Source organism: Sulfurospirillum sp. hDNRA2 (assembly GCF_024206095.2).
In the GTDB taxonomy this organism is placed as follows: Bacteria; Campylobacterota; Campylobacteria; order Campylobacterales; family Sulfurospirillaceae; genus Sulfurospirillum.
In genome coordinates this window covers 1558520-1579824 of the sequence record NZ_CP159800.1, presented here as the reverse complement: position 1 = coordinate 1579824, position 21305 = coordinate 1558520, and the positions used below count along the sequence as shown (strand labels likewise).

Below are 21305 nucleotides of genomic sequence, written 5' to 3'. Positions count from 1 at the left end.
CATGAACGAAGCCATAGAATTTACCGTCGGATTTTCCCACGGTGTGGAATGGGGCTGGCCGATTGGCGTCTATTTGTTGTTGGCGGGAATCTCCGGAGGCGCGCTCATCGTCTCGTTGGCGCTTCGCTACTATCAACGCCAAAGCGTGGAGACGCCCTTACTCAAAGCCGCTTCGCTTGTTTCGTTTGTCACCATCGTTTTTGGAATGGTTTTCTTAGTGGGCGATTTGGAAAAACCGCTTTATTTTTGGAAAATCTTGATCAATTACAACTTTAAGTCGGTTATGTCGATCGGCGTTTTGGCGTTATGTCTGTACATACCGTTAACGTTTGTGTTGGTAGCGATCGTGTTTGAGGGGTGGATTAAAGAGCATTTGGCGACAACGCCTTTGGCAAAACTCTTTTTTCTCTTTCCTCTTTTGAAAGCTTTGCGTCCAGCGGTCGAAGTGTTGGCGTTTGTGTTCGCGATCGTCGTGTGTGCGTATACGGGATTTTTGATCTCGGTATTGGTTCGTTTTCCGCTTTTAAATACCGCGATTTTACCCGCCTTGTTTGTTGTATCGGGTCTTTCTGCCGGAACGGCGTTTTCAAGCCTGATCGCTTCGTTTTTCTTTCAAGCCGACGCTCACGCGGGTGATATGAAAACCTTGCATACGATCGAGTGGCCCGTTATGGCGTTGGAGATGCTGCTTTTGTTTATGCTTTTCGTCTCTTTAATCGTTGGAACGAGCTTCGATAAGCAAACGGCGGGTGCTTTTTTTCAAGGAGGCTACAGTGCGCTTTTCTGGTTCGGCGTCGTCGGAATCGGCTTTGGCGTACCTTTGGTATTGAATTTTCTCTTAGGAAAAAAAGTCGCCCATAGCGCATTCGCGTTTTATCTCAGCGGCGCGGCAAGCGTGCTGGGAGTTTTATCGTTACGTCTTTTTATTTTATATGCCGGACAAACGTTTAGCGCATAAGGGGTTTTTATGGTGTGGATTGAAAAAGGGATGCGTTATTTTTTCTCCTACGGGGTCGTGCTACTGTTATTGGCGCTTTTAGGCATCGGCGCAGGCGTTGCAACGTTTATCGAAAGCGCGTACGATACGCAAAGTGCGAAAATCGCCGTGTACGACGCGGCATGGTACGAAACGGTCATGGTGCTTTCATGCCTTTGCATGATCGGCTTGATGTATCAAACCCGTATGTGGAGACGAAAAGGTGCTTTTTTAATACACGCCGCTTTTGTCGTGATCTTAATCGGTGCGGGCTTGACGCGTTATTTCGGATACGAAGGAGTCATGCACGTTCGTGAGGGAAAGAGCGAAAACGAAATGCTCACGGTGACGTCGTACCTTCACGTCGAAACGCCTAAAGCTTCGTTTGAATATCCGCTCGCGTTAACGCAACTCGGATCGAACGATTTTACCTTTAAAGAGACGATCGAAGGAAAGCCTTTGGTCGTAACCTATAAAAATTACCGCTATAAAGCCAAAGGCGAATTGGCGACGCTTTGGGTCGACGTTCGTTACGGAAGTGAAATGCGCTCGGTAAAAATCGAAGGCGGTGCCGGTTGGATCGAAGAGCCGGTCACCGTTTCGTTTCAGGGGCTTGATGTTCATCTATCGTGGGGATCAAAAGTGCTGGTACTACCTTTTTCCATAGCCTTGCGCGACTTTCAGTTGGAACGCTATCCCGGTTCGATGAGTGCTTCTTCGTATGCGAGTGAAATCGATGTTTTAGACACCTACAAAAAGCCTGTGATGGCGTATCGCATTTTTATGAATCACCCCTTGCATTACGAAGGGTATACCTTTTTTCAATCGTCATACGATACGGATGAAAAAGGAACGGTTTTGGAGATCAATAAAGATCCCGGAAAGTGGCCGACGTATGCGGGATATTTTCTTTTAACGGCGGGATTTTTAATGAACTTTTTTACGCGCGGTAGCCGTTTTTTCAAATTAAGAGCTTATCTTAAAAACGCGCAATTGGTATGGATAGCCCTTTTTGTAAGCTTTTTAGGCGTGGACGTGAGGGCAAATACGGCAGATTATAGTGCTTATTTGGAGCAAGTCCGCGTGAACAGCGCGGTGCATGCCGATAAGGATCTCAGCGAGCTTTTGGTGCAGGATATGCAAGGAAGAATGAAGCCTTTTAGCACCGAAGCGACCGAAATCGTCACGAAATTGACGACACAACGTTCTCTTTACGGTTTAAGTGCGGAACAGATGGTTTTAGCCATGAGCACGCGACCGGACATCTGGCAAGACATTGCGATCGTCAAGCTTTCCAACCGACAAATCAAAACACTGATCGGTATGAAAGAGGATCAAGAGTATGCCTCGTTTTCGCAGGTGTTCGACGAAAGCGGACGTTATAAACTAGCGCAAGCGATGAACGATGCCAACCAAAAAGCGCAATCCAAACGCGGTACGTTCGAAAACGACTTGATTAAATTCGACGAGAAACTCAATATCGCCTATTTGACGTTTAAGGGCGTTTTGTTCAAATTTATCCCCCTGCCGAACGATCCGGCGCACACATGGGTCGATCCTAGCGGTGCATTAAACAATCCGAGCGTCTCTTCGGAAGTCAAAACGTTGATTAGCAACTATTTTGCGGGATTGCAAGAGGGCATCGAAACCAACCGTTGGGAGAAGGCGACGCAAGCACTTTACGGACTAAAAGCGTATCAAAGCGCGGAAGCTTCGGAGATTTTGCCAAGCACAACGCGCGTGAAAGCCGAAGTGACGTACAACCGCTTGGGGCTTTTTCAAAAGCTCGTCGGCTTTTACTTTATCGTCGGATTGTGGGCATTTGCGTTAGCGTTGGTCTACTTGTTTCGAGGGCGACGTTTGGTCGTCTTGGAAAAAGCGACGATCGTGCTTTTTGCCCTCGGTTTTGGCGTGCATACCTTTGCGCTTGCGCTTCGCTGGTACGTCTCCGCACATGCACCTTGGAGCGATTCGTACGAGTCGATGATATACATCGGCTGGTCGGCGGCACTGGCGGGTTTGGTCGTGTTTCGACGCTCTATGTTATCGCTTTCGTCCGCCGCGATTTTAGCCGCAATCGTCATGTTGGTAGCGCATATGAGTTTCGTCAATCCGCAAATCACCAACTTGGTTCCCGTCTTAAAATCTTATTGGTTGAGCATTCACGTGTCGGTTATTACGGCGAGTTACGGCTTTTTGGGTTTGGGTACGCTTTTGGGCGCGGTTAGTTTGGTCTTGATGGCACTCAAACGCACTTCCAACGAAGAACGCATCAACGAGCAAATTCGTATGATCGGCGCGATCAATGAAATCAGCTTGATTATCGGACTTTCGATGTTGAGCGTCGGTAACTTTTTCGGCGGTATTTGGGCGAACGAATCATGGGGACGCTATTGGGGTTGGGACCCAAAAGAGACGTGGTCGTACGTTTCGATTATCGTCTATGCGTTGATTTTGCATTTACGTTTTGTGCCCAAATTCTCTTCGCTTTACGTTTTTTCGATTGCTTCGATCGTCGGTTTCGGCTCGATTTTGATGACGTATTTCGGCGTCAATTTCTATTTGACTGGCATGCATTCGTATGCCGCCTCCGGAGAGAGTCCTGCGATTCCCTCAGGCGTTTATTACGTTTTGGCGATCATCGTGTGCTTAGCGTTTGCGGCGTATCGCGGTCGCAAAGTACGTTTAGTTTAAGGAGTGAAAAATGCTTTACATGTACCTTTTGGTGTTTCATATTATGGCGGTCATGTCGTGGATGGCGGTGATGTTTTACCAGCCGAGGCTTTACGTTTACCATCGAGAGCATAACGACAATGCAGGCTTTGTCTCGGTCGTGCAAATTCAAGAATACAAGCTCTATAAATACATCGGCTTACCCGCATTTTGGGCAAGCATCGTCAGCGGCGTATGGATGATCGCGCTCAACAATGTGCTTTTAGAGCAGTCGTGGATGCATCTAAAACTGCTCGTGCTGGTACTTTTAACGCTTTTTTCGTTTAGCATGGAGCATTACAGGCTCAAGCTTCAAGCACAACCGACGACGCGAAGCGGACAGTTTTTTAGAGCCTACAACGAAGTGCCGACGCTCTTGTCGATCCTGATCGTTACCTACGTGATTACCAAAGAGACGATGCCGCTTTTTTCCCTCGGCGTGATCGTGTTTTTCGGCTTCGTCATTTATAAAATCGCGACCTTAAAGGCTTGACATGTTAAAACGGTTTTCGTCTTATTTCGCGCAATCTATGATGCAATCCAAGCTCAAAGAAGCCCTCAAAATCCAAAGGCTCGACGCGCCCGTCACCTACGGCGTAGACGCGTCGAAACCCTATCTTCTGTACATGCACGTTCCTTTTTGTCACGATTTTTGCCCCTTTTGTTCGTTCCATAAATTTAAATACGACGCCCTAAACGCCAAAAGCTATTTTCGTTCGTTGCGCGAAGAGTTGTTCATTTTAAAACGCTTAGGGTTTTCCTTCGATCGCCTTTACATCGGCGGCGGTACGCCCTTCGTTGATCCCAAAGAGCTTTTTCAGACGATTCGTGTGGCAAAAGAGCTTTTTGATATCAAAGAAGTCTCCTGCGAAAGTTCGCCCGCTTCGATCGATCGTGAAAGAGTGTACGAAGCTAAAGGGCTGATCGATCGGCTTTCCATCGGCGTACAAACCTTTGACGATACGCTTTTAAAACGCATGGGGAGGTATGAGCGTTACGGCTCTTCCAAAGAGCTTCAACGCAAAATCGAATCGCTTCAAGGCATTTTGCCCACGATCAGTTTGGACTTGATCTTTAATTTTCCCGCCCAAAGCGAAGCGATGTTACGCGAAGATTTACGCATCGCCAAAGCATTAGGCAGTGAACAAATCACCACGTATCCGCTGATGCGCTCTTCGTTAATGAAGGAGAGCATCAAAAATGCTTTCGGAGAAGAAGAGGGCATCAAAGAGTGGACGCTTTACCAAGCGATTCGCGACGAAATGAGCGAGTATAACCTTAATAACGCATGGGCGTTTGCCAAAGAAAAAAGTGCGTTAAGCGACGAATACGTCGTTCATTATCCCGAATACATCGGAGTCGGAAGCGGTGCGTTTAGCGCGTTTAACGGCCGACTTTACGTGAACGCCTACTCTTTGAGCGAGTACCTTCAGTGTATCAAAGACCGACGCCATGCGATTATTGCGCAAACACCCGTTTTCTCGCCCAAACAGCAGGTGCAATATGCCTTTTTGCTGGAACTTTTTTCGCGAAGCCTCGATATGGAGCGTTTTAACGCGCGCTTTGGCATTTGCGTCGAAAAAATGTTTAGCATCGAGTTGTGGTGGTTGGAGTCCAACCATGCGATTCGCAAAGAAGGGGGCGTCATTTACACGACGCTTTTCGGCGATTACTTGTGTGCGACGATGATGAAAACGTTTTACAGCGGTATGGACCTCGTTCGTACGTATTTGAGTAAAACGTTTTATCAAAATGCTTCATAAAACCAAAGGAGAAACCATGAAATACCGTGTAGCACTATTATTTTTAGCGGCGGCACTTTGCGCGCATGCCGGATTTATCAAAGAGGGTATCGAAGCAAAAGAGGGCGGAGATCATCAAAAATTGGTCGAAGTGTACGATCAAGCGTGCAAAGAGGGCAAGGCTTCGGGATGCTATAACTTGGGCGTCGTTTACGAACAAGGCGAAGGCAATGTCGCCAAAGACCTCAAAAAAGCGGCGTTGTTCTACGAAAAAGCCTGCGATCAAAATTTCAGTTCGGCATGTTACAACTTGGGGTTAATGTACGTTGAGGGCACCGCTCTCAAACAAGACCTCAAAAAAGCCAAAGCGTTGTACGAAAAAGCGTGTGCGGACGATGATGACAGCGCATGTAACAGTTTGGGACTTTTATATGCCAACGGTTCGGGCGTGACGCAAGACTATCAAAAAGCAAGCGAGCTTTACAAAAAAGCCTGCCAAAGCGAAAACCTTTTTGCCTGTAACAATTTGGGCTTTTTGTATGCCGAAGGACGCGGCGTAGCGCAAGATGCTAAAAAAGCGAGCGAATACTACCAAAAAGCGTGCGACGGTAACGTCAGTATGGGTTGCGACAACTTGGGGCTTTTATACGTATCGGGTCGCGGCGTGACGCAAGAGTATAAAAAAGCGTTCGGGTTTTACGAGAAGGCGTGTCAACTCGGGTATGACAAAGGGTGCAACAACTTAGGGATCTTGTATGCCGAGGGAAAAGGCGTCGCGCAAGACGACCAAAAAGCCAAAGCGTTGTTCCAACAAAGTTGCGACAAAGGTTTACAAGTCGGTTGCGATAACGTGCGCATTATCGATTCGCCGCATATGAAATAGACGAGCTATCAATGGTTAAGGAGAAAAAATGTTAAAACGTATTGCCGTGTTTCTTATCACATGTTTGACCTTTGTGTGGGCGATGGATATGTTCCAAAGCGTTCCGGAAGAAAAGGCGACCTTGGTTCAAAAGGACGACGCAAAGCGTTATTGCCCCAATTGCGGTATGGATTTGGTGAAATTTTATAAAACGAGTTACGTTTATGAAGAGCATCAATACTGTTCGATTCACTGTTTGGTCGAAGCGACCAAAGGGGTGATTCCTCAAAAAGACGTTAAAGTCGCCGATACGAAAAACCTTGGATTGATCGATGCGTTCCAAGCGTTTATCATTGTGGGCAGTTCCAAACCCGGAACAATGACGATGAACAGCCAATACGCTTTTGCGAGTGAAGAAGACGCAAAAGCCTTTCAAAGCGAAAACGGCGGTCGTATCGTGAAATTTGAAGAAGCGTATGCCGTTGCGCAAGAAGATTTTTCCAAAGATACGGCGATGATTAAGGCAAAACGCGAGCAAAACGTTTACGGTACGGGTGAAAAACTGTACCAAAACGCTTGCGAAACGATCGATGCCAATCGCTTCGCAACGATTGCCGAATTAAAAGTTTCGCTTGCCAAATCATGCCGACTCGAATCCGAAGGTCAGTACCAAGCGGTCGCGCTTTATTTGTGGGATCATAAAAACGTCGTCGCCGCACAAAGCGAAGAGAAAATCGTCGTTCCCAAAGACGCCAAATGTCCCGTATGCGGTATGTTCGTCGCCAAATACCCTCAATGGGCGGCGATGATCGAAACTTCGGAGAAAAACATCTATTTCGACGGCGTCAAAGATATGATGAAGTATCTCTTCGCGCAAAAAAAGAATTTCGAGAAAATCTACGTGAGCGATTATTATAAGTTGAAAAAAATCGACGCTCGGAAGGCTTTTTTCGTGATCGGAGCGAACGTTTACGGACCGATGGGTTCGGAGTTGATCCCGTTTGCGAACGAAAACGAAGCGAGTGCTTTTATGAAAGATCATAACGGAAAACGCGTGTTAAGCTTTAGCGACATTGACGAAAAGACGCTCAAAAGCCTATGAAAACTTTGCGCTTGACGACACTTTTTTTCGCGCTTGCCTATGCGGTTGTACTGATACATTACGTCAGTTTCGATCATCGGGGAAAAGAAAAGAAGATCGAAGAGAGTGCGCTTCGCATGAAATACGTCGAGCCCTCTTTCTGCTTTAAAGAGACGGGGTATAAGGAGTTTGCGTATGTTCCGTAAAAACTTGATCGAATATGCCGTGATTTTACTTTTTAAAGATCGTGCCGATCATCTGTTTAGTTTTATTATTTTTACGTTTATCGTTTCGTTATTGAGTGCGGTACTGTTCGTCTCCGACGCGATTCGTTCCGATTTGGTCGATGCGGCGAAATTTGGTCCTGATATCGTCGTGGAAAACACTTTAGCCGGACGTGCGTTCAAACTCAACGAAGAGGACAGAGAAAGCATCGCCGATCTTGCGGGAGTCAGTGCCGTTGAGGGAGACGTCGAGGGGTACTACTACTTTTCGCAACAACGCGTTTGGTTTCACTTGATCGCCGATTCGAGCCTTTCGCTACGCGAAATGAGTGTCGGAGAGGGCGTCAAAGAAGCGATGAAAGCGTGGCACTACGACGATGCGTTTAATTTCTTTTCGACGGAAGGAAAAATCACGCTCAAAATGCTCAAAACGGAGTCGAAGCAGACAAATGTTCTCTCTAACGACGTGATTTTTATGCATCCGGCAAACGTTAGGGCGATTTTGGGCTTTAAGGTCGACGAATATTCCAAGCTTTTGGTCACGGTTCCCAATCCCAACGAAGTGGGGGACATTACGCTGAAAATCGTTCAGCTTCTTCCCACCGTTAAAGCAACGTCCAAAGAAGACATTCAAGCTAGCTATCGTCATCTTTTTTACTATAAGGGCGGGATTTTTATGATTTTGTATTGGGTCTGTATGGTCGCGTTTTTGATTTTGCTCAAAAACCAGATCAGCCTTGCGTACGGCGAAAAGAAAAAAGAGATCGCTATCTTGCGCAGTATCGGATACGCCATTAAAGATATTATCGCATTGAAGTTTATCCAAAACGCCGTCGTCGCCTTAAGTGCCTTTTTACTCGGCGTCTGGATAGCTTACATGTACGTTTTTATTTTCCAAGCTCCTTTGCTTCGAGCGATTTTTTTAGGCTCGCAATTGGGGCGTAGCGTTGAGTTTACCCCGATCGTGGATTTGAATCTGCTCTTTTTGCTTTTCGTCTTCAGCGTCATTCCTTTTCTAGCTTTCGTGATTATTCCTTCGTGGAAAATCGCCATTGCCGATATGAGCGAGGCGGTACGATGAAACAGATTAGGGTATCCAACGTCGATAAAATTTACAATTCAACCAAAGAAAACGCTTTTTATGCTTTGAAGCAGATTTCTTTTGAGATCGAAGCAGGGGAGATCGTGATCTTAAAAGGAGTCAGCGGAAGCGGTAAAAGTACGCTTTTATCGTTGATCGGAGGCTTAAGCAAACCCAGTTCCGGCGACATCATCGTCGAGGGCGAAGCCATCGCGAAACTTCCCGATCGGCTGGCGTCGCTTTACCGTCACGGGCGTGTCGGTTTTATCTTTCAATCGTTCAATCTTTTAAACGGGTTAAACGTGTACCAAAACGTGATGGCACCTTTGATGTTAAGCGAATGGAGTGCTTCGCAAAGGGAGGAAAAAATAGACCGAGCCCTTCAAATCGCCAATATTGCGCATAAAAAAAAGCAAAAAGTTTCGGATTTGAGCGGCGGCGAAAAGCAGCGTTGCGCTATCGCGCGAGCCCTTGTGATGGACCCTCCTATTATTTTAGCGGACGAACCGACCGCCAATTTGGACACGCACAACAGCTTGATGTTCATCGAGATCTTAAAAACGTTTAAAGCAATGGGCAAAACGGTGCTGATCGCAACGCACGACGTTTTGTTCGAAGAATCGGACGTGATCGATCGATGCATTCGTATGAAAGACGGAGAAATAGTTTCATGAGTATCTTTTTATCGCATGAAATCGTCGTTTTTTTACTGATAGAGGTTATTTTGTTGGCGTTGATGAGCATCGCACAAGCCAATATCGTCGTCATTTTGCGCTACTGGGATTTTGAAGCGAGCAGCGCGCTTCAGTATCGTTTGGAGAAGAAAAACTACCTAATCAATACGATTTTATATTTTACGGTCGCGACGAAAATCATTCTTTTTCTCTTTTTCGTTCAGTCGTTAAATTCACTCTCCGGCGTCGTCCCAGGTGCGATGTGCTCGGCGGGCGTCGTGGGCGCGAACGTATACGGCAATCTTTTATTGTTGGTAAAGTTATGGCTGATTTTCGGTTTCGGGCTTTGGTTGATCGTCAACAAACTGGATTTAGCTGCGGCGGATTTTCCGTATTTGAGGCGCAAATATTGGCTCTATACGTTTTTGTTTGTCGGCGTCGCAGTGGAGTTTTTCTTGGAAATCGCCTATTTTGGAGACATCCCCTTAAACGTTCCGGTTTTTTGTTGTTCGGTCGTCTTTCAAGCTCCCAAACTGCCTTTTGGGTACACGCAAGAGTTTTTGGTCAGCTTGTTTTACGGCCTTTTTGTTGCGATCGCAGTTTTGAACGTTTTGAAAAACGCGATGGCAAGTTTTATCTGTAACGTGCTTTTTTTGTTCGTCGCTTATTACGCGATTACTTATTTTTTCGGGCTTTACGTGTACGAGATGCCCAATCACAAGTGCCCGTACTGTATGTTGCAAAAAGAGTATTACTATATCGGTTACGTGATTTGGGGTGCACTTTTTTTGGGAATCTTTTTTGGAACGATGCCGTTTTTGATTGAGTTGATGACAAAAAAACCTCACCTGAGACTCTTGAAGTTTTCGACGTTTTATTTGAGTCTAATGACGGCGGTGTGTACGTTTTACGTGGTACGTTACTACGTGATGACCGGAGTTTTCCTATGATGAAATCGTTGATAAGCCTGATCGTGTTTGCCTGCATCGCTTTTACCTTAATCAGCGCGGTCGATATGGGTGAGCAAAAAATATACGTGGTCAAAGGCAATAAGGCGAAAGAGCCTTTGGAAATCGTGTTCGATCGCTATTTTTGCTCTCAAGACAGAGTACCGATTACGGAATATTTCAACACCGCGCAAGCGATCAAACCTAACGGCGACACCTACTTTTTTAACGACATCGGAAGCTTATTTTTATGGCTGGAACGTCAAGAAGAGAAGGACGAACTAACGCTTTTTGTCTATGCCCAAGATACCGAGCGTTACGTGCCCGCACGCAGTGCATGGTATTCGCGCATCGAAGTGACGCCGATGGGATACGGTTTTGGAGCGTATGAATTTCAAATTTACGCCTTAGCCGATCACTATTTTGATGAAATGTATACGTGCGCGATTCGCGGAGAGACGTTATGGAATCCTATCGTTCGTCGTCTGTTGGTCGAAAATAAGCTCTAAAACGCTTTTATTTCATTTTCGCTTTGTACGCCTCGTCTAAAATACCCATAAACGTTTTAGGTTCGATATAGCCGGTATATGCATCGACGATTTCTTTGGAAGCGGGTTCTAAAATCGCATTCGCCGGAACGCTTTGTACGCGAAAAACGGGAGGCAAGCTTGGATCGTTGAGATTTTTGGAGACAAAAATAAAGCGTTGATCGATTTGCTTGCGATAGAGGGCATCGTTAAAAATCTCTTTTTTCATTTTTTGGCAATACGGACAATTTTCACTCTCGATGTTTAACAAAATCAACTTCTTTTCTTTAAGCGCTTGGGCACTTTGCGTTTCCAAAAAATCCGCATGTAACACGACAAGACCGATGCTTGCCGCCAAAAGGCTTTTTAAAAGAAAATTCATGGTTGTTCCTTCGCTTATTTTGAACAAGGCTTCTTTCAAGGAGGGATGAAAGAAGCCTTAAAATGATAACGCGAAAAAAGGGGAAAAGAGGGGGATGGTGTTGGTGCTTGCTATGGAAAAACGAACGAAAAAATGCCTCAATGAATCTTAAATGTCAGTCGAAAGTTTGTTATTGCGTTTCCAAAAATGTGTAAAAAAAAATATGCTAAAAAAGCATATTTTTGTTTTAATAATTTTTGTTGACTTTGCTATTTTGGTGCTATACACTTTCTATATTATGGGGTAAACAACCAACCAAAAGGAGTATTTTATGGCTGATAAAATTTACAGAGTTAACATGTCAAATCTTAGTTTTAAGATTGAAGAGGTTCCCGCATCATGGATGGGATTAGGCGGACGCGGTCTTACTTCAACGATTGTTGCCGAAGAGGTCGATCCCGAGTGTCATCCTCTAGGACCCAATAACAAACTGGTTTTTGCTCCCGGCTTGCTTTCCGGTACGAGTGCTTCCAATAGCGGTCGTAACTCCTGTGGTGCGAAAAGCCCTTTAACCGGAGGTATCAAAGAATCCAACGTCGGCGGTACGAGTGCGGCTATTATGGCAAAACTCGGCGTCAAAGCCTTGATTATCGAAGGCTTGCCCAAAGATGAAGGGACTTTTTATCAATTACATGTTACCAAAGATTGTGTCGAATTTATTCCCGTCCCAGAACTCGTCGGTTTGGATAACTACGCCGTGTTGGATGCGATGGCGGCTAAATACGATAAAAAAGTAGCCGTTATGAGCATCGGACGTATCGGTGAGATGCGTATGAACATCGCCAATATTTCCGTCAAAGATCCCGGCGGAAAGCTTAGAAGCCACGGACGCGGCGGATTGGGTGCGGTTATGGGTTCTAAAAAGATCAAATGTATCACCGTCGATGCGGAAAACTATAAAGAAGTGACGATCGAGAATCCTGAAAAATTCAAAGAAGCGAGTAAAATCTTCACCAAAGCCTTGCAAGAAAATCCGATCAGCGGACAAGGCTTACCGGCATTCGGTACCAACGTTCTTGTCAATATTCTTAATGAAGCGGGCGGACTTCCGACGCGTAACTTTAGGGCCGGAACGTGGGAACATGCCGAAAAAATCTGCGGCGAGACGATGGCGGAAAACATCAAAGCTAGAGGCGGAAAAACGACTCACGGTTGTCATGCAGGCTGCGTTATTCAATGTTCTCAAGTCTATAACGATAAAGACGGCAATTATTTGACGTCGGGTTTTGAGTATGAGACCATCTGGGCTTTGGGTGCGCACTTAGGTATTCAAGACTTGGACTTAATCGCCAAAATGGACGGTTTGATGGACGATTTGGGTGTTGATTCGATTGAAACGTCCGTCATGTTGGGTCTTGCCGTCGATGCGGGAATCCTTGCTTACGGCGACGGTGCAAGAGCGTACGAATTGCTTTCGCATGAAATTCCTACCGGAACGCCTCTTGGAAGAATCTTGGGTGCGGGAACGCATATTTTAGGTAAAGCGTACGGGTTGGTCAGAGTTCCGACCGTGAAAGGTCAAGGTATTCCGGCGTACGAGCCAAGAGCGGTTAAAGGTCAAGGCATTACGTATGCGACGACGCCGATGGGTGCGGATCACACGGCAGGTTATGCGGTTGCGACCAACATTCTTAACAGCGGCGGACATGTCGATCCGCTTAAAAAAGAGGGTCAAGTCGAACTTGCGCGTAATCTCCAAATCGCTTCCGCGGCAGTCGATAGCACGGGTATGTGTATCTTCGTCGCTTTTGCCGCGCTTGATGACGCTAAATGTTTACCTTCGTTGATCGATATGATCAATGCACGTTTCGGTTGTTCTTTGACGATCGACGACGTGATGAATTTGGGTAAAACTATTCTCAAAAAAGAGCATGAGTTTAACATTAAAGCGGGATTCGGTAAAGCGGACGATCGTTTACCGGAATTTATGAAATACGAGACCTTGCCTCCTCACAACGTTACATGGGATTTTACGGGTGAAGAGATCGACGCGTTCTGGAATTTTTAATGCGCATCGTCGTTAAACTCTTTGCGCATTACCGAGAAGGACGATTTAAAGTGCAAGAGGGGGATTTCCCCCTCGGCACAACCGCCGCCAAGATCATTGCTTCTTTGGAGCTTGAAAAAACTTCTCCTTTAGGCGTATTGATGGTTAACGGCAGGCACGTATCGCCCGAGTATGTTTTACGTGAGGCGGACGAAATCGCTCTTTTCCCTAAAATAGGCGGAGGATGATGCGTATTATCTTGAATGCTTTCTCTTTTTTACGCGATACGTTACGCCTTCAAGGTATTGAACCTATTGAAGCACCAATGGAAATTACGCCGCCGTGCGACGTGCATACGCTCATCGCGACCTTAGGACTCAAACCAGAAGAGGTCGAAGCGGTTTTTATCAATCGCGTCGTTATGCCTAAAGAGACACTCTTAAAGGATAACGATCGCGTTGCCTTACTCCCGCCCGGCACACCGGGGTCGTATCGGCTGATGTTAGGCATTAAGGACGCCTCAGGCGCTTAAGATACCCTATAGACACCAAAGAGGAACTATGGAACTCTTAGATTTTTTACATGTGAACCAAGAAGAGGGTTTTTTACCCTTGGCGATGACGCTCAAAGCGGCAAAAGAGTACGGTATGAGTTTTCGCGATGTCGAAATCGTAGCCATGAACGAGGGTATCATGCCGCTTCGCTACAAACGAAACGTTAAGAGCCTGTGCGTGCAAGAACAATTAACACTGCTTCAATCCAACGTTCTGATCGTGGGATGCGGAGGGCTGGGCGGATTTGTCGCCGAATTGTTAACGCGTATCGGCGTGGGAAACATCCACTTATTTGACGGTGACGTTTTTGAGGAACACAACCTCAATCGTCAAATCGGGGCAACCGTACAAACGCTCGGAAAAAATAAAGCTCAAGTGCTCGCCGAACGGTTAATGCAGATCAATCCCTCTTTACATGTCAGCGCGTACCCCGAATTTTTTTCGTTAGATCACCATAGTGCCCTTCTAGAGACAATCCATGTGACGGTTGACGCTTTGGACGACCCGACGTTTAAAAAAGTGTTGGCGCGATGGACGTATGAACGTCATATGTCTTTTGTGCACGCCGCTATTGCGGGTATGACTTTAGAGTGTTCGACCAACCGATGTTTGGAAGAACTCTATCCGACAGAGGGCAAAGGTGCGGAAACGCTGTTGGGAAATCTTGCTTTTACCGTTGCATGTGCGGCAGCATTGCAAAGTGCGGAAGTCGTGAAACTCTTGCTCCATCGTCCGCATTTAGATCAAACGCTTTTTATGGACTTGAAAGAGTACGAGACGGTGCTCTTTTAAGCCTCGCGATCTCACGCGAACCGAAGGTCAAAAAATCTGTTATTTAGGAAAAATCCAAGAGCTATTCAGGAAAATTTAACCTTTTGTAAACTATACTTTTTTATCCGCAAAAACTCTCAAAGTAATATGCTTAAATTGCATATTTAAGTAATATTTAAGTTTTGATACTACTCTTTTTTCTCCATTTTCACCTAAGCAAATCTGTGGTACATTTTCTCAAAATCGGTAAACGGTTGTTTACTGAAATGGTATAACGCACCGTAAAAAAAGGGCAATGCTTCCACCAAGATTCCGTGCTTTCCCTTGTTTTCGGACTTTACGATCGTCGTTGACTAATTCGGACTAAATCGGTCTAGTTTTGTTGACTTTAAGAAATGGAGAACAAAAAGATGATAAACAAAGCATCGGTTAATCAAGCACGTTCGCTCTATTACGGCTTTTTGAGTAAAATGTTTGTTTTTACGATCGATAAAAATCGTTTTAAAGGCATTTTAGAAGCGATCAACGTGATGATTGCTAATCCCTTGGATGAAAATTCCGCCGAGGCCTTAAAAGAGCTCAAACAACTCTACCTTGAAGAGGGCGAAGGCGTGTTGATTCAAGAGTACGACGATATTTTTCACAACCCTTCTTATCGCGTTGTTCGCAATACGGCTTCGTATTATGACGAAGGCTTGGAGAGCGGTCGCAAACAACTCGAAGTTAAAAATTTTTTAGCCAAAACGCGTATTAGACGCGATGAAAAACACTTCAAAGAAAACGAAGATAGCGTTGGATTTATTTTGACGTTTATGCACGATATTATCGAGCTTATTCTCTCAAATCAACGTGAATACGACACCTTGGCGCATTGCCTCTTTACGGAAACGATCAATCCTTTTATCGATGAATTTATCGTGAACGTTTACGAACATCCTAAAGCACGAGCCTATAAAGCCGTAGCGATCGTGATGAATGCGTTTATCGCTTTTGAGCGTCTTTACTTCGAAGTGGCGCAACCGCCGTTTCGCGAGAAAAACCGCGTTGCCAGAGCGCAACCTCTAGAAGTCGTTTCGGGTGCCGAAGCAAGACGTAGGGCAGAAAACAAAGCCAAACGCGATGCGGAGAAGGCAGCCAAGAAGCTCGCGTCTCACGCTTAGCAATCCTGAAGGGATGGCTCAAGAAAACGTCGGTTTTTTTGAGCAATCTCTTACATGTAACGTTTAACATGTCAAAGAGATGAACCCCACCAAAGGAGGTATTCTATGAACGAGAGTCGACGCGGTTTTGTGAAAAAAGCCGCACTTGCCGGTGCCGTTAGCACGCTCGGTATTGCAACGCTACAAGCAAGTTCTTCCGCTTCAAAAGGTACAAACGGCGTTATTGTAGGTCACTCAAAGAAAAAAGAAGTGACGTACAAAAAAACACAAGCATGGGAAGATTATTATAAATCTGCCCATTAAGACAGGAGGATAGCGTAATGAAGAGTGAGACGCAACGTGCTCTAAGTACGACCGTCGGTAGAAGAAGTTTCCTCAAAATGGCGGCAATTGCCGGTACATTTGGCGCGACTTCAAGCTTCGCCGGAGAAAACGTCACCAGAGCGGCAACGGAAGAAGAAGTCAAAAATCCGTTTCCGGGAAGTAAAAAAGTAAAAACGATCTGTACGTCCTGTTCGGTAGGATGCGGCGTAATCGCAGAAGTTCAAAACGGCGTATGGGTGCGTCAAGAAGTTGCTCAAGATCACCCGATTAGCCTCGGCGGACACTGCTGTAAAGGTGCCGATATGATCGATATGGTCAGATCGGAAGTCCGTTTGAAATATCCGATGGTCAAAGAAAACGGCCAATGGAAACGCTTAAGTTGGGACGATGCGCTAAATCGCATTGCAAGCAAACTTAAAGAGCTTAAAAGTAAAGACGGTCCTGATGCGGTTCAGTTTTTAGGCTCGGCGAAAATGAGTAACGAGCAAGCCTATTATTTTAGAAAGTTTGCGGCATTTTTCGGCACGAACAATACCGATCACCAAGCAAGAATCTGACACTCTTCCACAGTCGCCGGTGTGGCGAATACATTTGGATACGGTGCGATGACGAATTCTCTTGGAGATATTCAAAAGTCAAAGGCCATTATCATTTTCGGTGCAAACCCTGCGGTCAACCACCCTGTCGGTTTTCAACACTTTTTAAAAGCGCAGGAGTTAAACAACTCTAAACTGATCGTTATTGATCCTCGTTTTACTAAAACGGCGGCGAAAGCGGATCTTTACGCACAAATTCGTCCCGGTACGGATATTCCGTTTATGTACGGTATGTTGAACATTATTTTCAAAAACGGTTGGGACGATAAAGAATACGTCGATGCACGTGTTTTCGGTATGGATAAAATCAGAGAAGAAGCGGCAAAATGGACGCCGGAAGTCGTTGCCGACGTTACGGGCGTTCCTGCGGATACGTTGATTCAAATTACGACGCTTTATGCTAAAAATCGTCCAGGAACGTTGATTTGGGCGATGGGATTGACGCAACATACGATTGGAACGTCCAATACCCGTATGGCTCCGATTCTTCAGTTAGCACTCGGAAATATGGGACGTGCCGGCGGCGGTACGAACATTCTTCGAGGTCACGATAACGTTCAAGGCGCAACCGATATGGGTTGTCTTGCCGATTCGCTTCCGGGATATTACGGTTTGGCGGCAGGTTCATGGAAATATTTTGCCAAGTCGTGGGGCGTCGATTACGATTATCTCGTTAAGCAGTTTAAAGATGCGTCGTGGATGGAGAAAAACGGTTTTTCACTCGCACGATGGTGGGCGGGCGTGCAAAACGTTAAATCCGACGAAAAAATAGAAAATGCGGGAACACCGCTGAAAGCACTTTTGGTTTTCGGAAACGGTATTACCTCTGTTGCGCAACAAGCCAAAATCAAAGAAGGCCTTGACAACCTCGATATGCTCGTACTTGCCGATCCGTTCGTGAATGAAGCGGCAATTTTGACCGACAAAAAAGACAATGTCTTTATTCTTCCTGCGGCAACGCAATTTGAAACGAGCGGCTTAGTCGTTGCAACCAACCGAAGTGCGCAATGGCGATACAAAGTCGTCGAGCCGATGTATGAGAGCAAGCCCGATCAAGAGATTATGTTTGAACTCGCCAAGCGTTTAGGTTTTTATGAGCAATATACCAAAGGTATGTTGATGCAAGAGACGAAAGACGGAAAACTTGAGACGATTCCGGGTAAAACGAACTTTATGTGGCCGGAAGATGCGACCAACGAAATCGCACGTATCATCAAAACCATCGGCTTAACAGGCTGGACGGCGGAGCGCGTGAAAAAGCATACCGACAACTGGCATATGTTCGATGAAGTAACGGGTGCGGGAATGGGACCGATGAAAGGCGAATTTTACGGACTTCCATGGCCGTGTTGGACGAAAACGCACGGCGGTTCTCCAAACCTTTACGATACAAGTATTCCTGTATCCGAGGGCGGTATGGGCTTTCGAAACAACTTCGGTTTGGAGAAAGACGGCGTAAACCTCTTGGCTGAGAAAGGCTCTTTCCCGAAAGGTTCTAAAATCGAAACGGGATACCCTGAAATCACGAAAGAAAATATCGAAAAAGTGCTCGGTATTACGCTAAGCGAAGAAGAAAAAGCGGCATGCGGTGCAAACTGGAAAGTCGATAACAGCGGTATTTTGGTTCAAAAATGTCTTGAAGCGGGCGTTTGCCCTTACGGTAATGCTAAAGCCAGAGCGATCGTTTGGAACTTCCCGGATCACATTCCGATGCACCGAGAGCCTCTACACTCTCCGCGTACCGACTTAGTCGCCAAATATCCGGCTTATCCGGACAAAGCGAACCACTTCCGCGTTATGACGAAGTATATCTCCGTCCAAAGCGCGCAAGACTACGCGAAAGAGTTCCCGATCAATATGGTCACGGGACGTTTGGTAACCATGAACGGTGCGGGTATCGAAAACCGTGCGTCGAAGTATATTGCAGCGTTAACGCCTGAGATGTTTTGTCATATCCATCCGGATTTAGCGTTGAAACACGGCATTAAAAACGGTACGATGATGTGGGTACACTCTCCGGAGGGTACGAAGATTAAAGTCAAAGCGAAGTATTCGTACAGCGTGCTTCCGGATATGGTCTTTATGCCGTTTCACTTTGCGGGTTACTTTCAAGGTACGGATCGAACGGGCAATTTCCCGGCAGGAACGAAACCGTATGCAAGCGGTGAGAGTGTTAACACCGTTACCAACTACGGTTACGACATCATCACTCAGATTCCTGAGACTAAAGGCGGCTTGTGCCGCATAGAGAAAGCGTAGGGGGTGGATGATGGAATACGCAAGAATGAAATTTTACTGTGATGAGCACCGATGTATCGAGTGCGACGGATGTTCGGTAGCGTGCGCGGAAGCGCATGAGCTGCCCGTAGGGATTGCAAGACGAAAAGTGATTACGATCAACGAAGGCATCCCCGGAAAAGAGTTTTCCACGTCGATTGCCTGCATGCACTGTACCGACGCACCGTGTGAGCAAGTCTGTCCGGTCGATTGTTTCTACATTCGTGAAGACGGCATCGTTTTACACGATAAAGAAAAATGTATCGGTTGCGGCTACTGCTTGTACGCATGTCCTTTCGGCGCACCGCAATTTCCGCGTGAAGGGATTTTCGGGGCTAAAGGAGCGATGGATAAATGTACCATGTGTGCCGGAGGACCACTTGAGACGAACTCCGAAAAAGAGCGACATCTTTACGGTCAAAATAGAATCGCTGAGGGAAAAGTACCCGTATGCGCGGCGATGTGTTCTACTAAAGCACTTTTGGTCGGAGACTCCGAATCGGTGTCTGCCATTATCCGAACCCGTGTCTCCTCCCGCGCAAAAGGCGCAAGCAATCCGTTGGTATGGGATAAGGCGTATAAAAACCAATGAAAGGAGCCGCAATGAAAAAATACCTTTACATGTTCATTGCGACCCTAGCGTTGGCATCGGCGGCATTTGCCGTCGATAGCCAAATATGGGGTGAGATGCGCATACAAAATATCTTAGGATACGGACAAGAAGAGAGCTTGAAATTAGGCCCCTTGTTTACCATGCTCCAACATCACTACTTTGCATGGATATTCTTAGGCATCTTAATCGGCGTACCGGGAGCTTTTTTCCTTCATTATAAGATTATAGGGCCTAAAGTGTTTCCGCACAGTGAAAAGAAATACTACGCCTTTAATCTGTATAACCGTATAATCCACCAAATCGCGGCGATTAGCTTTATCGTGATCGTCCCGACGGGATTCGTGATCGTTTTCGGCGACTTCTTCGGCGGAGGAATGTTTGTTAGATTTTGTAAAAATTTACACGGACTCTTTACGGTTCCTTTTACGATCGTCGTCATTCCGATGGCATTGATGTGGCTCAAAGAAGCTCTTTTTAACCTCGATGACGTTAAATGGTTTATGATCCTAGGAGGGTACCTCTCCAAAGAGAAAAAACCGATCCTCGCGGGAAAATTTAACGCGGGTCAAAAGATGTGGTATTGGGTAGCAATCCTTGGCGGCATTACGATGATTTTAAGCGGTGCGTTTATGTTTTTTCTTGACTTTAAAATGGAAATGCTCCATAATCTAACGGGCATGAGTCAAATCGACATGTTACGTGCCGCCGCGATTATCCATAACGTTATGGGTTTTGCGGTCGTTGCGCTCTTCATCACGCATGTTTACATGTCAATGTTTGCCATTAAAGGTGCGGTGCAAAGTATTATCACGGGTTACGTGGAAGAAGAGGAAGTGAAAATCCTCCACAGCACGTGGTATAAAAAGCTCAAAAATCAGGGTAAGTTCTAAAAAATAGCGTGTCATGTAGCGTACGATTAAGCTTCGTACGCTACACTTTTTTTGACGATAAATATGCGCTAAACGCATAACGAAGGAACGAATATGGAACCGATTTTTTCAACCAAAATTACTAAAATTAAAGGCAAAGAGGTCTTTGAGCGAGACGATACGCTGGTACGCGAAATTAAACTGGAACTTTTCGTCAATGAAAAGCGCGTGGGTGCGTTGATGGCAACACCCGTCGATCAAGAAGCGTTGGCAATCGGTTATTTGATGAGTGAAAACATTATCGAAAAATTTAGCGACGTCCTTTCGCTCAAGCTCCTAAACGACGGTATGCAAGTTCGTATCGAGGCTAAAGTCAATGAAGCAAACATTCACAAGCTCAACGCCGAAGGCGTGGTCATTAGCGGATGCGGTAAGAGTATGACCGCCAATATCGATCCCGAAGCCATCGAAGCGAAAGTGATCAAAAGCGATTTTTGCCTGAGTGCTCAAAAATTGAGTTACGAAATGAGCCGATTTTATACCGAATGTCCGTTGTACGAGCAAACGGGTTGCGTGCATACGGCAAAACTTTTTACCGATGAAAAGACCTATTTTATCGGCGAAGACATCGCCCAGCACAACACGATCGATAAAGTCGTCGGTAAAGCCGTGATGGCGGGTGTGGATACGCGCAATGCTTTTTTAATGGTTAGCGGCAGACTCTCTTCGGAAATGGTGGCAAAAGCGGTCATGCATCAAATTCCTATTTTAGCGTCACGTACCGCATCGACCTGTTTAGGTTTGATGATCGCCGAAAAATTCGGACTTACCTTAATCGGTTTTGTACGCGGCGATACGATGAACGTTTACCGCCATGCTCATCGTATCGTGATGGAGGAGGCATAAG

Annotated in this window: 22 protein-coding genes; 21 read left to right on the top strand and 1 reads right to left on the bottom strand. The window is 45.9% G+C overall.

Annotation, left to right across the window (positions count from 1 at the left end; all coding sequences use genetic code 11):
• The first annotated feature begins 1 nt into the window (after nucleotide 1).
• The 11 genes from nrfD to NL930_RS07915 are packed head-to-tail and all read left to right on the top strand — an operon-like array spanning nucleotide 2 to nucleotide 10808.
• Entirely contained in the window at nucleotides 2-958 is a 957-nt protein-coding gene (nrfD, locus tag NL930_RS07965) for an NrfD/PsrC family molybdoenzyme membrane anchor subunit (RefSeq protein ID WP_041962493.1), read from the top strand.
• Nucleotides 959-967: 9 nt separating this feature from the next.
• On the top strand, nucleotides 968-3670 hold the full coding sequence (ccsA, locus tag NL930_RS07960) for a cytochrome c biogenesis protein CcsA (protein WP_254376291.1): 2703 nt from the start codon (nucleotides 968-970) through the stop codon (nucleotides 3668-3670).
• Between the two features lie 10 nt (nucleotides 3671-3680).
• Nucleotides 3681-4181, top strand: a complete 501-nt coding sequence (locus tag NL930_RS07955; RefSeq protein ID WP_039674726.1) for a CopD family protein — start codon at nucleotides 3681-3683, stop codon at nucleotides 4179-4181.
• Between the two features lies 1 nt (nucleotide 4182).
• A complete protein-coding gene (locus NL930_RS07950) occupies nucleotides 4183-5451 on the top strand; it encodes a coproporphyrinogen III oxidase family protein (protein ID WP_254376290.1) in 1269 nt (422 codons plus the stop codon).
• 16 nt (nucleotides 5452-5467) lie between these two features.
• Nucleotides 5468-6313: a cysteine-rich Sel1 repeat protein gene (locus tag NL930_RS07945; RefSeq protein WP_039674722.1), complete on the top strand. Its 846-nt coding sequence runs from the start codon at nucleotides 5468-5470 to the stop codon at nucleotides 6311-6313.
• 28 nt (nucleotides 6314-6341) lie between these two features.
• Complete coding sequence (locus NL930_RS07940) at nucleotides 6342-7394, top strand: nitrous oxide reductase accessory protein NosL (RefSeq protein WP_254376288.1); 1053 nt, start codon at nucleotides 6342-6344, stop codon at nucleotides 7392-7394.
• Entirely contained in the window at nucleotides 7391-7579 is a 189-nt protein-coding gene (locus tag NL930_RS07935) for a hypothetical protein (RefSeq protein ID WP_039674717.1), read from the top strand. The genes NL930_RS07940 and NL930_RS07935 overlap by 4 nt, the downstream gene beginning before the upstream one ends.
• Nucleotides 7569-8678 carry an ABC transporter permease gene (locus tag NL930_RS07930; RefSeq protein WP_254376287.1) on the top strand — a complete coding sequence of 370 codons (1110 nt, stop codon included), beginning with the start codon at nucleotides 7569-7571 and terminating at the stop codon, nucleotides 8676-8678. The genes NL930_RS07935 and NL930_RS07930 overlap by 11 nt, the downstream gene beginning before the upstream one ends.
• Nucleotides 8675-9352 (top strand): ABC transporter ATP-binding protein, encoded by a 678-nt coding sequence (locus NL930_RS07925; protein WP_039674713.1) that lies wholly within the window; start codon nucleotides 8675-8677, stop codon nucleotides 9350-9352. The genes NL930_RS07930 and NL930_RS07925 overlap by 4 nt, the downstream gene beginning before the upstream one ends.
• Nucleotides 9349-10302, top strand: coding sequence for a hypothetical protein (locus tag NL930_RS07920; protein ID WP_039674712.1), 954 nt, complete (start codon nucleotides 9349-9351; stop codon nucleotides 10300-10302). Before NL930_RS07925 ends, NL930_RS07920 begins: the two co-directional genes overlap by 4 nt.
• A complete protein-coding gene (locus NL930_RS07915) occupies nucleotides 10299-10808 on the top strand; it encodes a hypothetical protein (protein WP_254376285.1) in 510 nt (169 codons plus the stop codon). The genes NL930_RS07920 and NL930_RS07915 overlap by 4 nt, the downstream gene beginning before the upstream one ends.
• Nucleotides 10809-10815: 7 nt before the next feature.
• Here the strand turns inward: NL930_RS07915 and NL930_RS07910 are convergent, their stop codons facing one another.
• The gene (locus NL930_RS07910; protein ID WP_254376283.1) at nucleotides 10816-11208 is read right to left on the bottom strand and encodes a thioredoxin fold domain-containing protein; all 393 of its coding nucleotides are present in this window, start codon (nucleotides 11206-11208) and stop codon (nucleotides 10816-10818) included.
• 310 nt (nucleotides 11209-11518) lie between these two features.
• On the opposite strand from NL930_RS07910, the gene NL930_RS07905 reads away from it, so the two are divergent.
• From NL930_RS07905 to fdhD, 10 genes are all read left to right on the top strand, one after another.
• Nucleotides 11519-13255 carry an aldehyde ferredoxin oxidoreductase C-terminal domain-containing protein gene (locus NL930_RS07905; RefSeq protein ID WP_039674706.1) on the top strand — a complete coding sequence of 579 codons (1737 nt, stop codon included), beginning with the start codon at nucleotides 11519-11521 and terminating at the stop codon, nucleotides 13253-13255.
• Nucleotides 13255-13482: a MoaD/ThiS family protein gene (locus NL930_RS07900; protein WP_039674704.1), complete on the top strand. Its 228-nt coding sequence runs from the start codon at nucleotides 13255-13257 to the stop codon at nucleotides 13480-13482. Before NL930_RS07905 ends, NL930_RS07900 begins: the two co-directional genes overlap by 1 nt.
• Nucleotides 13479-13766, top strand: a complete 288-nt coding sequence (locus tag NL930_RS07895) for a MoaD/ThiS family protein (protein ID WP_041962482.1) — start codon at nucleotides 13479-13481, stop codon at nucleotides 13764-13766. Before NL930_RS07900 ends, NL930_RS07895 begins: the two co-directional genes overlap by 4 nt.
• A gap of 28 nt (nucleotides 13767-13794) precedes the next feature.
• Nucleotides 13795-14580 carry a ThiF family adenylyltransferase gene (locus NL930_RS07890; RefSeq protein ID WP_039674701.1) on the top strand — a complete coding sequence of 262 codons (786 nt, stop codon included), beginning with the start codon at nucleotides 13795-13797 and terminating at the stop codon, nucleotides 14578-14580.
• A 389-nt stretch (nucleotides 14581-14969) separates the two neighbouring features.
• On the top strand, nucleotides 14970-15719 hold the full coding sequence (locus NL930_RS07885; RefSeq protein ID WP_254376281.1) for a molecular chaperone: 750 nt from the start codon (nucleotides 14970-14972) through the stop codon (nucleotides 15717-15719).
• Nucleotides 15720-15824: 105 nt separating this feature from the next.
• The gene (locus tag NL930_RS07880) at nucleotides 15825-16022 is read left to right on the top strand and encodes a twin-arginine translocation signal domain-containing protein (protein WP_039674699.1); all 198 of its coding nucleotides are present in this window, start codon (nucleotides 15825-15827) and stop codon (nucleotides 16020-16022) included.
• 17 nt (nucleotides 16023-16039) lie between these two features.
• Nucleotides 16040-18898, top strand: a complete 2859-nt coding sequence (locus tag NL930_RS07875) for a formate dehydrogenase subunit alpha (RefSeq protein ID WP_254376280.1) — start codon at nucleotides 16040-16042, stop codon at nucleotides 18896-18898.
• A gap of 7 nt (nucleotides 18899-18905) precedes the next feature.
• Nucleotides 18906-19508: a formate dehydrogenase FDH3 subunit beta gene (gene fdh3B, locus NL930_RS07870; RefSeq protein ID WP_173636960.1), complete on the top strand. Its 603-nt coding sequence runs from the start codon at nucleotides 18906-18908 to the stop codon at nucleotides 19506-19508.
• An 11-nt stretch (nucleotides 19509-19519) separates the two neighbouring features.
• Nucleotides 19520-20419, top strand: coding sequence for a formate dehydrogenase subunit gamma (locus NL930_RS07865; RefSeq protein ID WP_039674696.1), 900 nt, complete (start codon nucleotides 19520-19522; stop codon nucleotides 20417-20419).
• Nucleotides 20420-20512: 93 nt separating this feature from the next.
• Nucleotides 20513-21304 carry a formate dehydrogenase accessory sulfurtransferase FdhD gene (gene fdhD, locus NL930_RS07860; RefSeq protein ID WP_254376279.1) on the top strand — a complete coding sequence of 264 codons (792 nt, stop codon included), beginning with the start codon at nucleotides 20513-20515 and terminating at the stop codon, nucleotides 21302-21304.
• Nucleotide 21305: the final 1 nt, after the last annotated feature.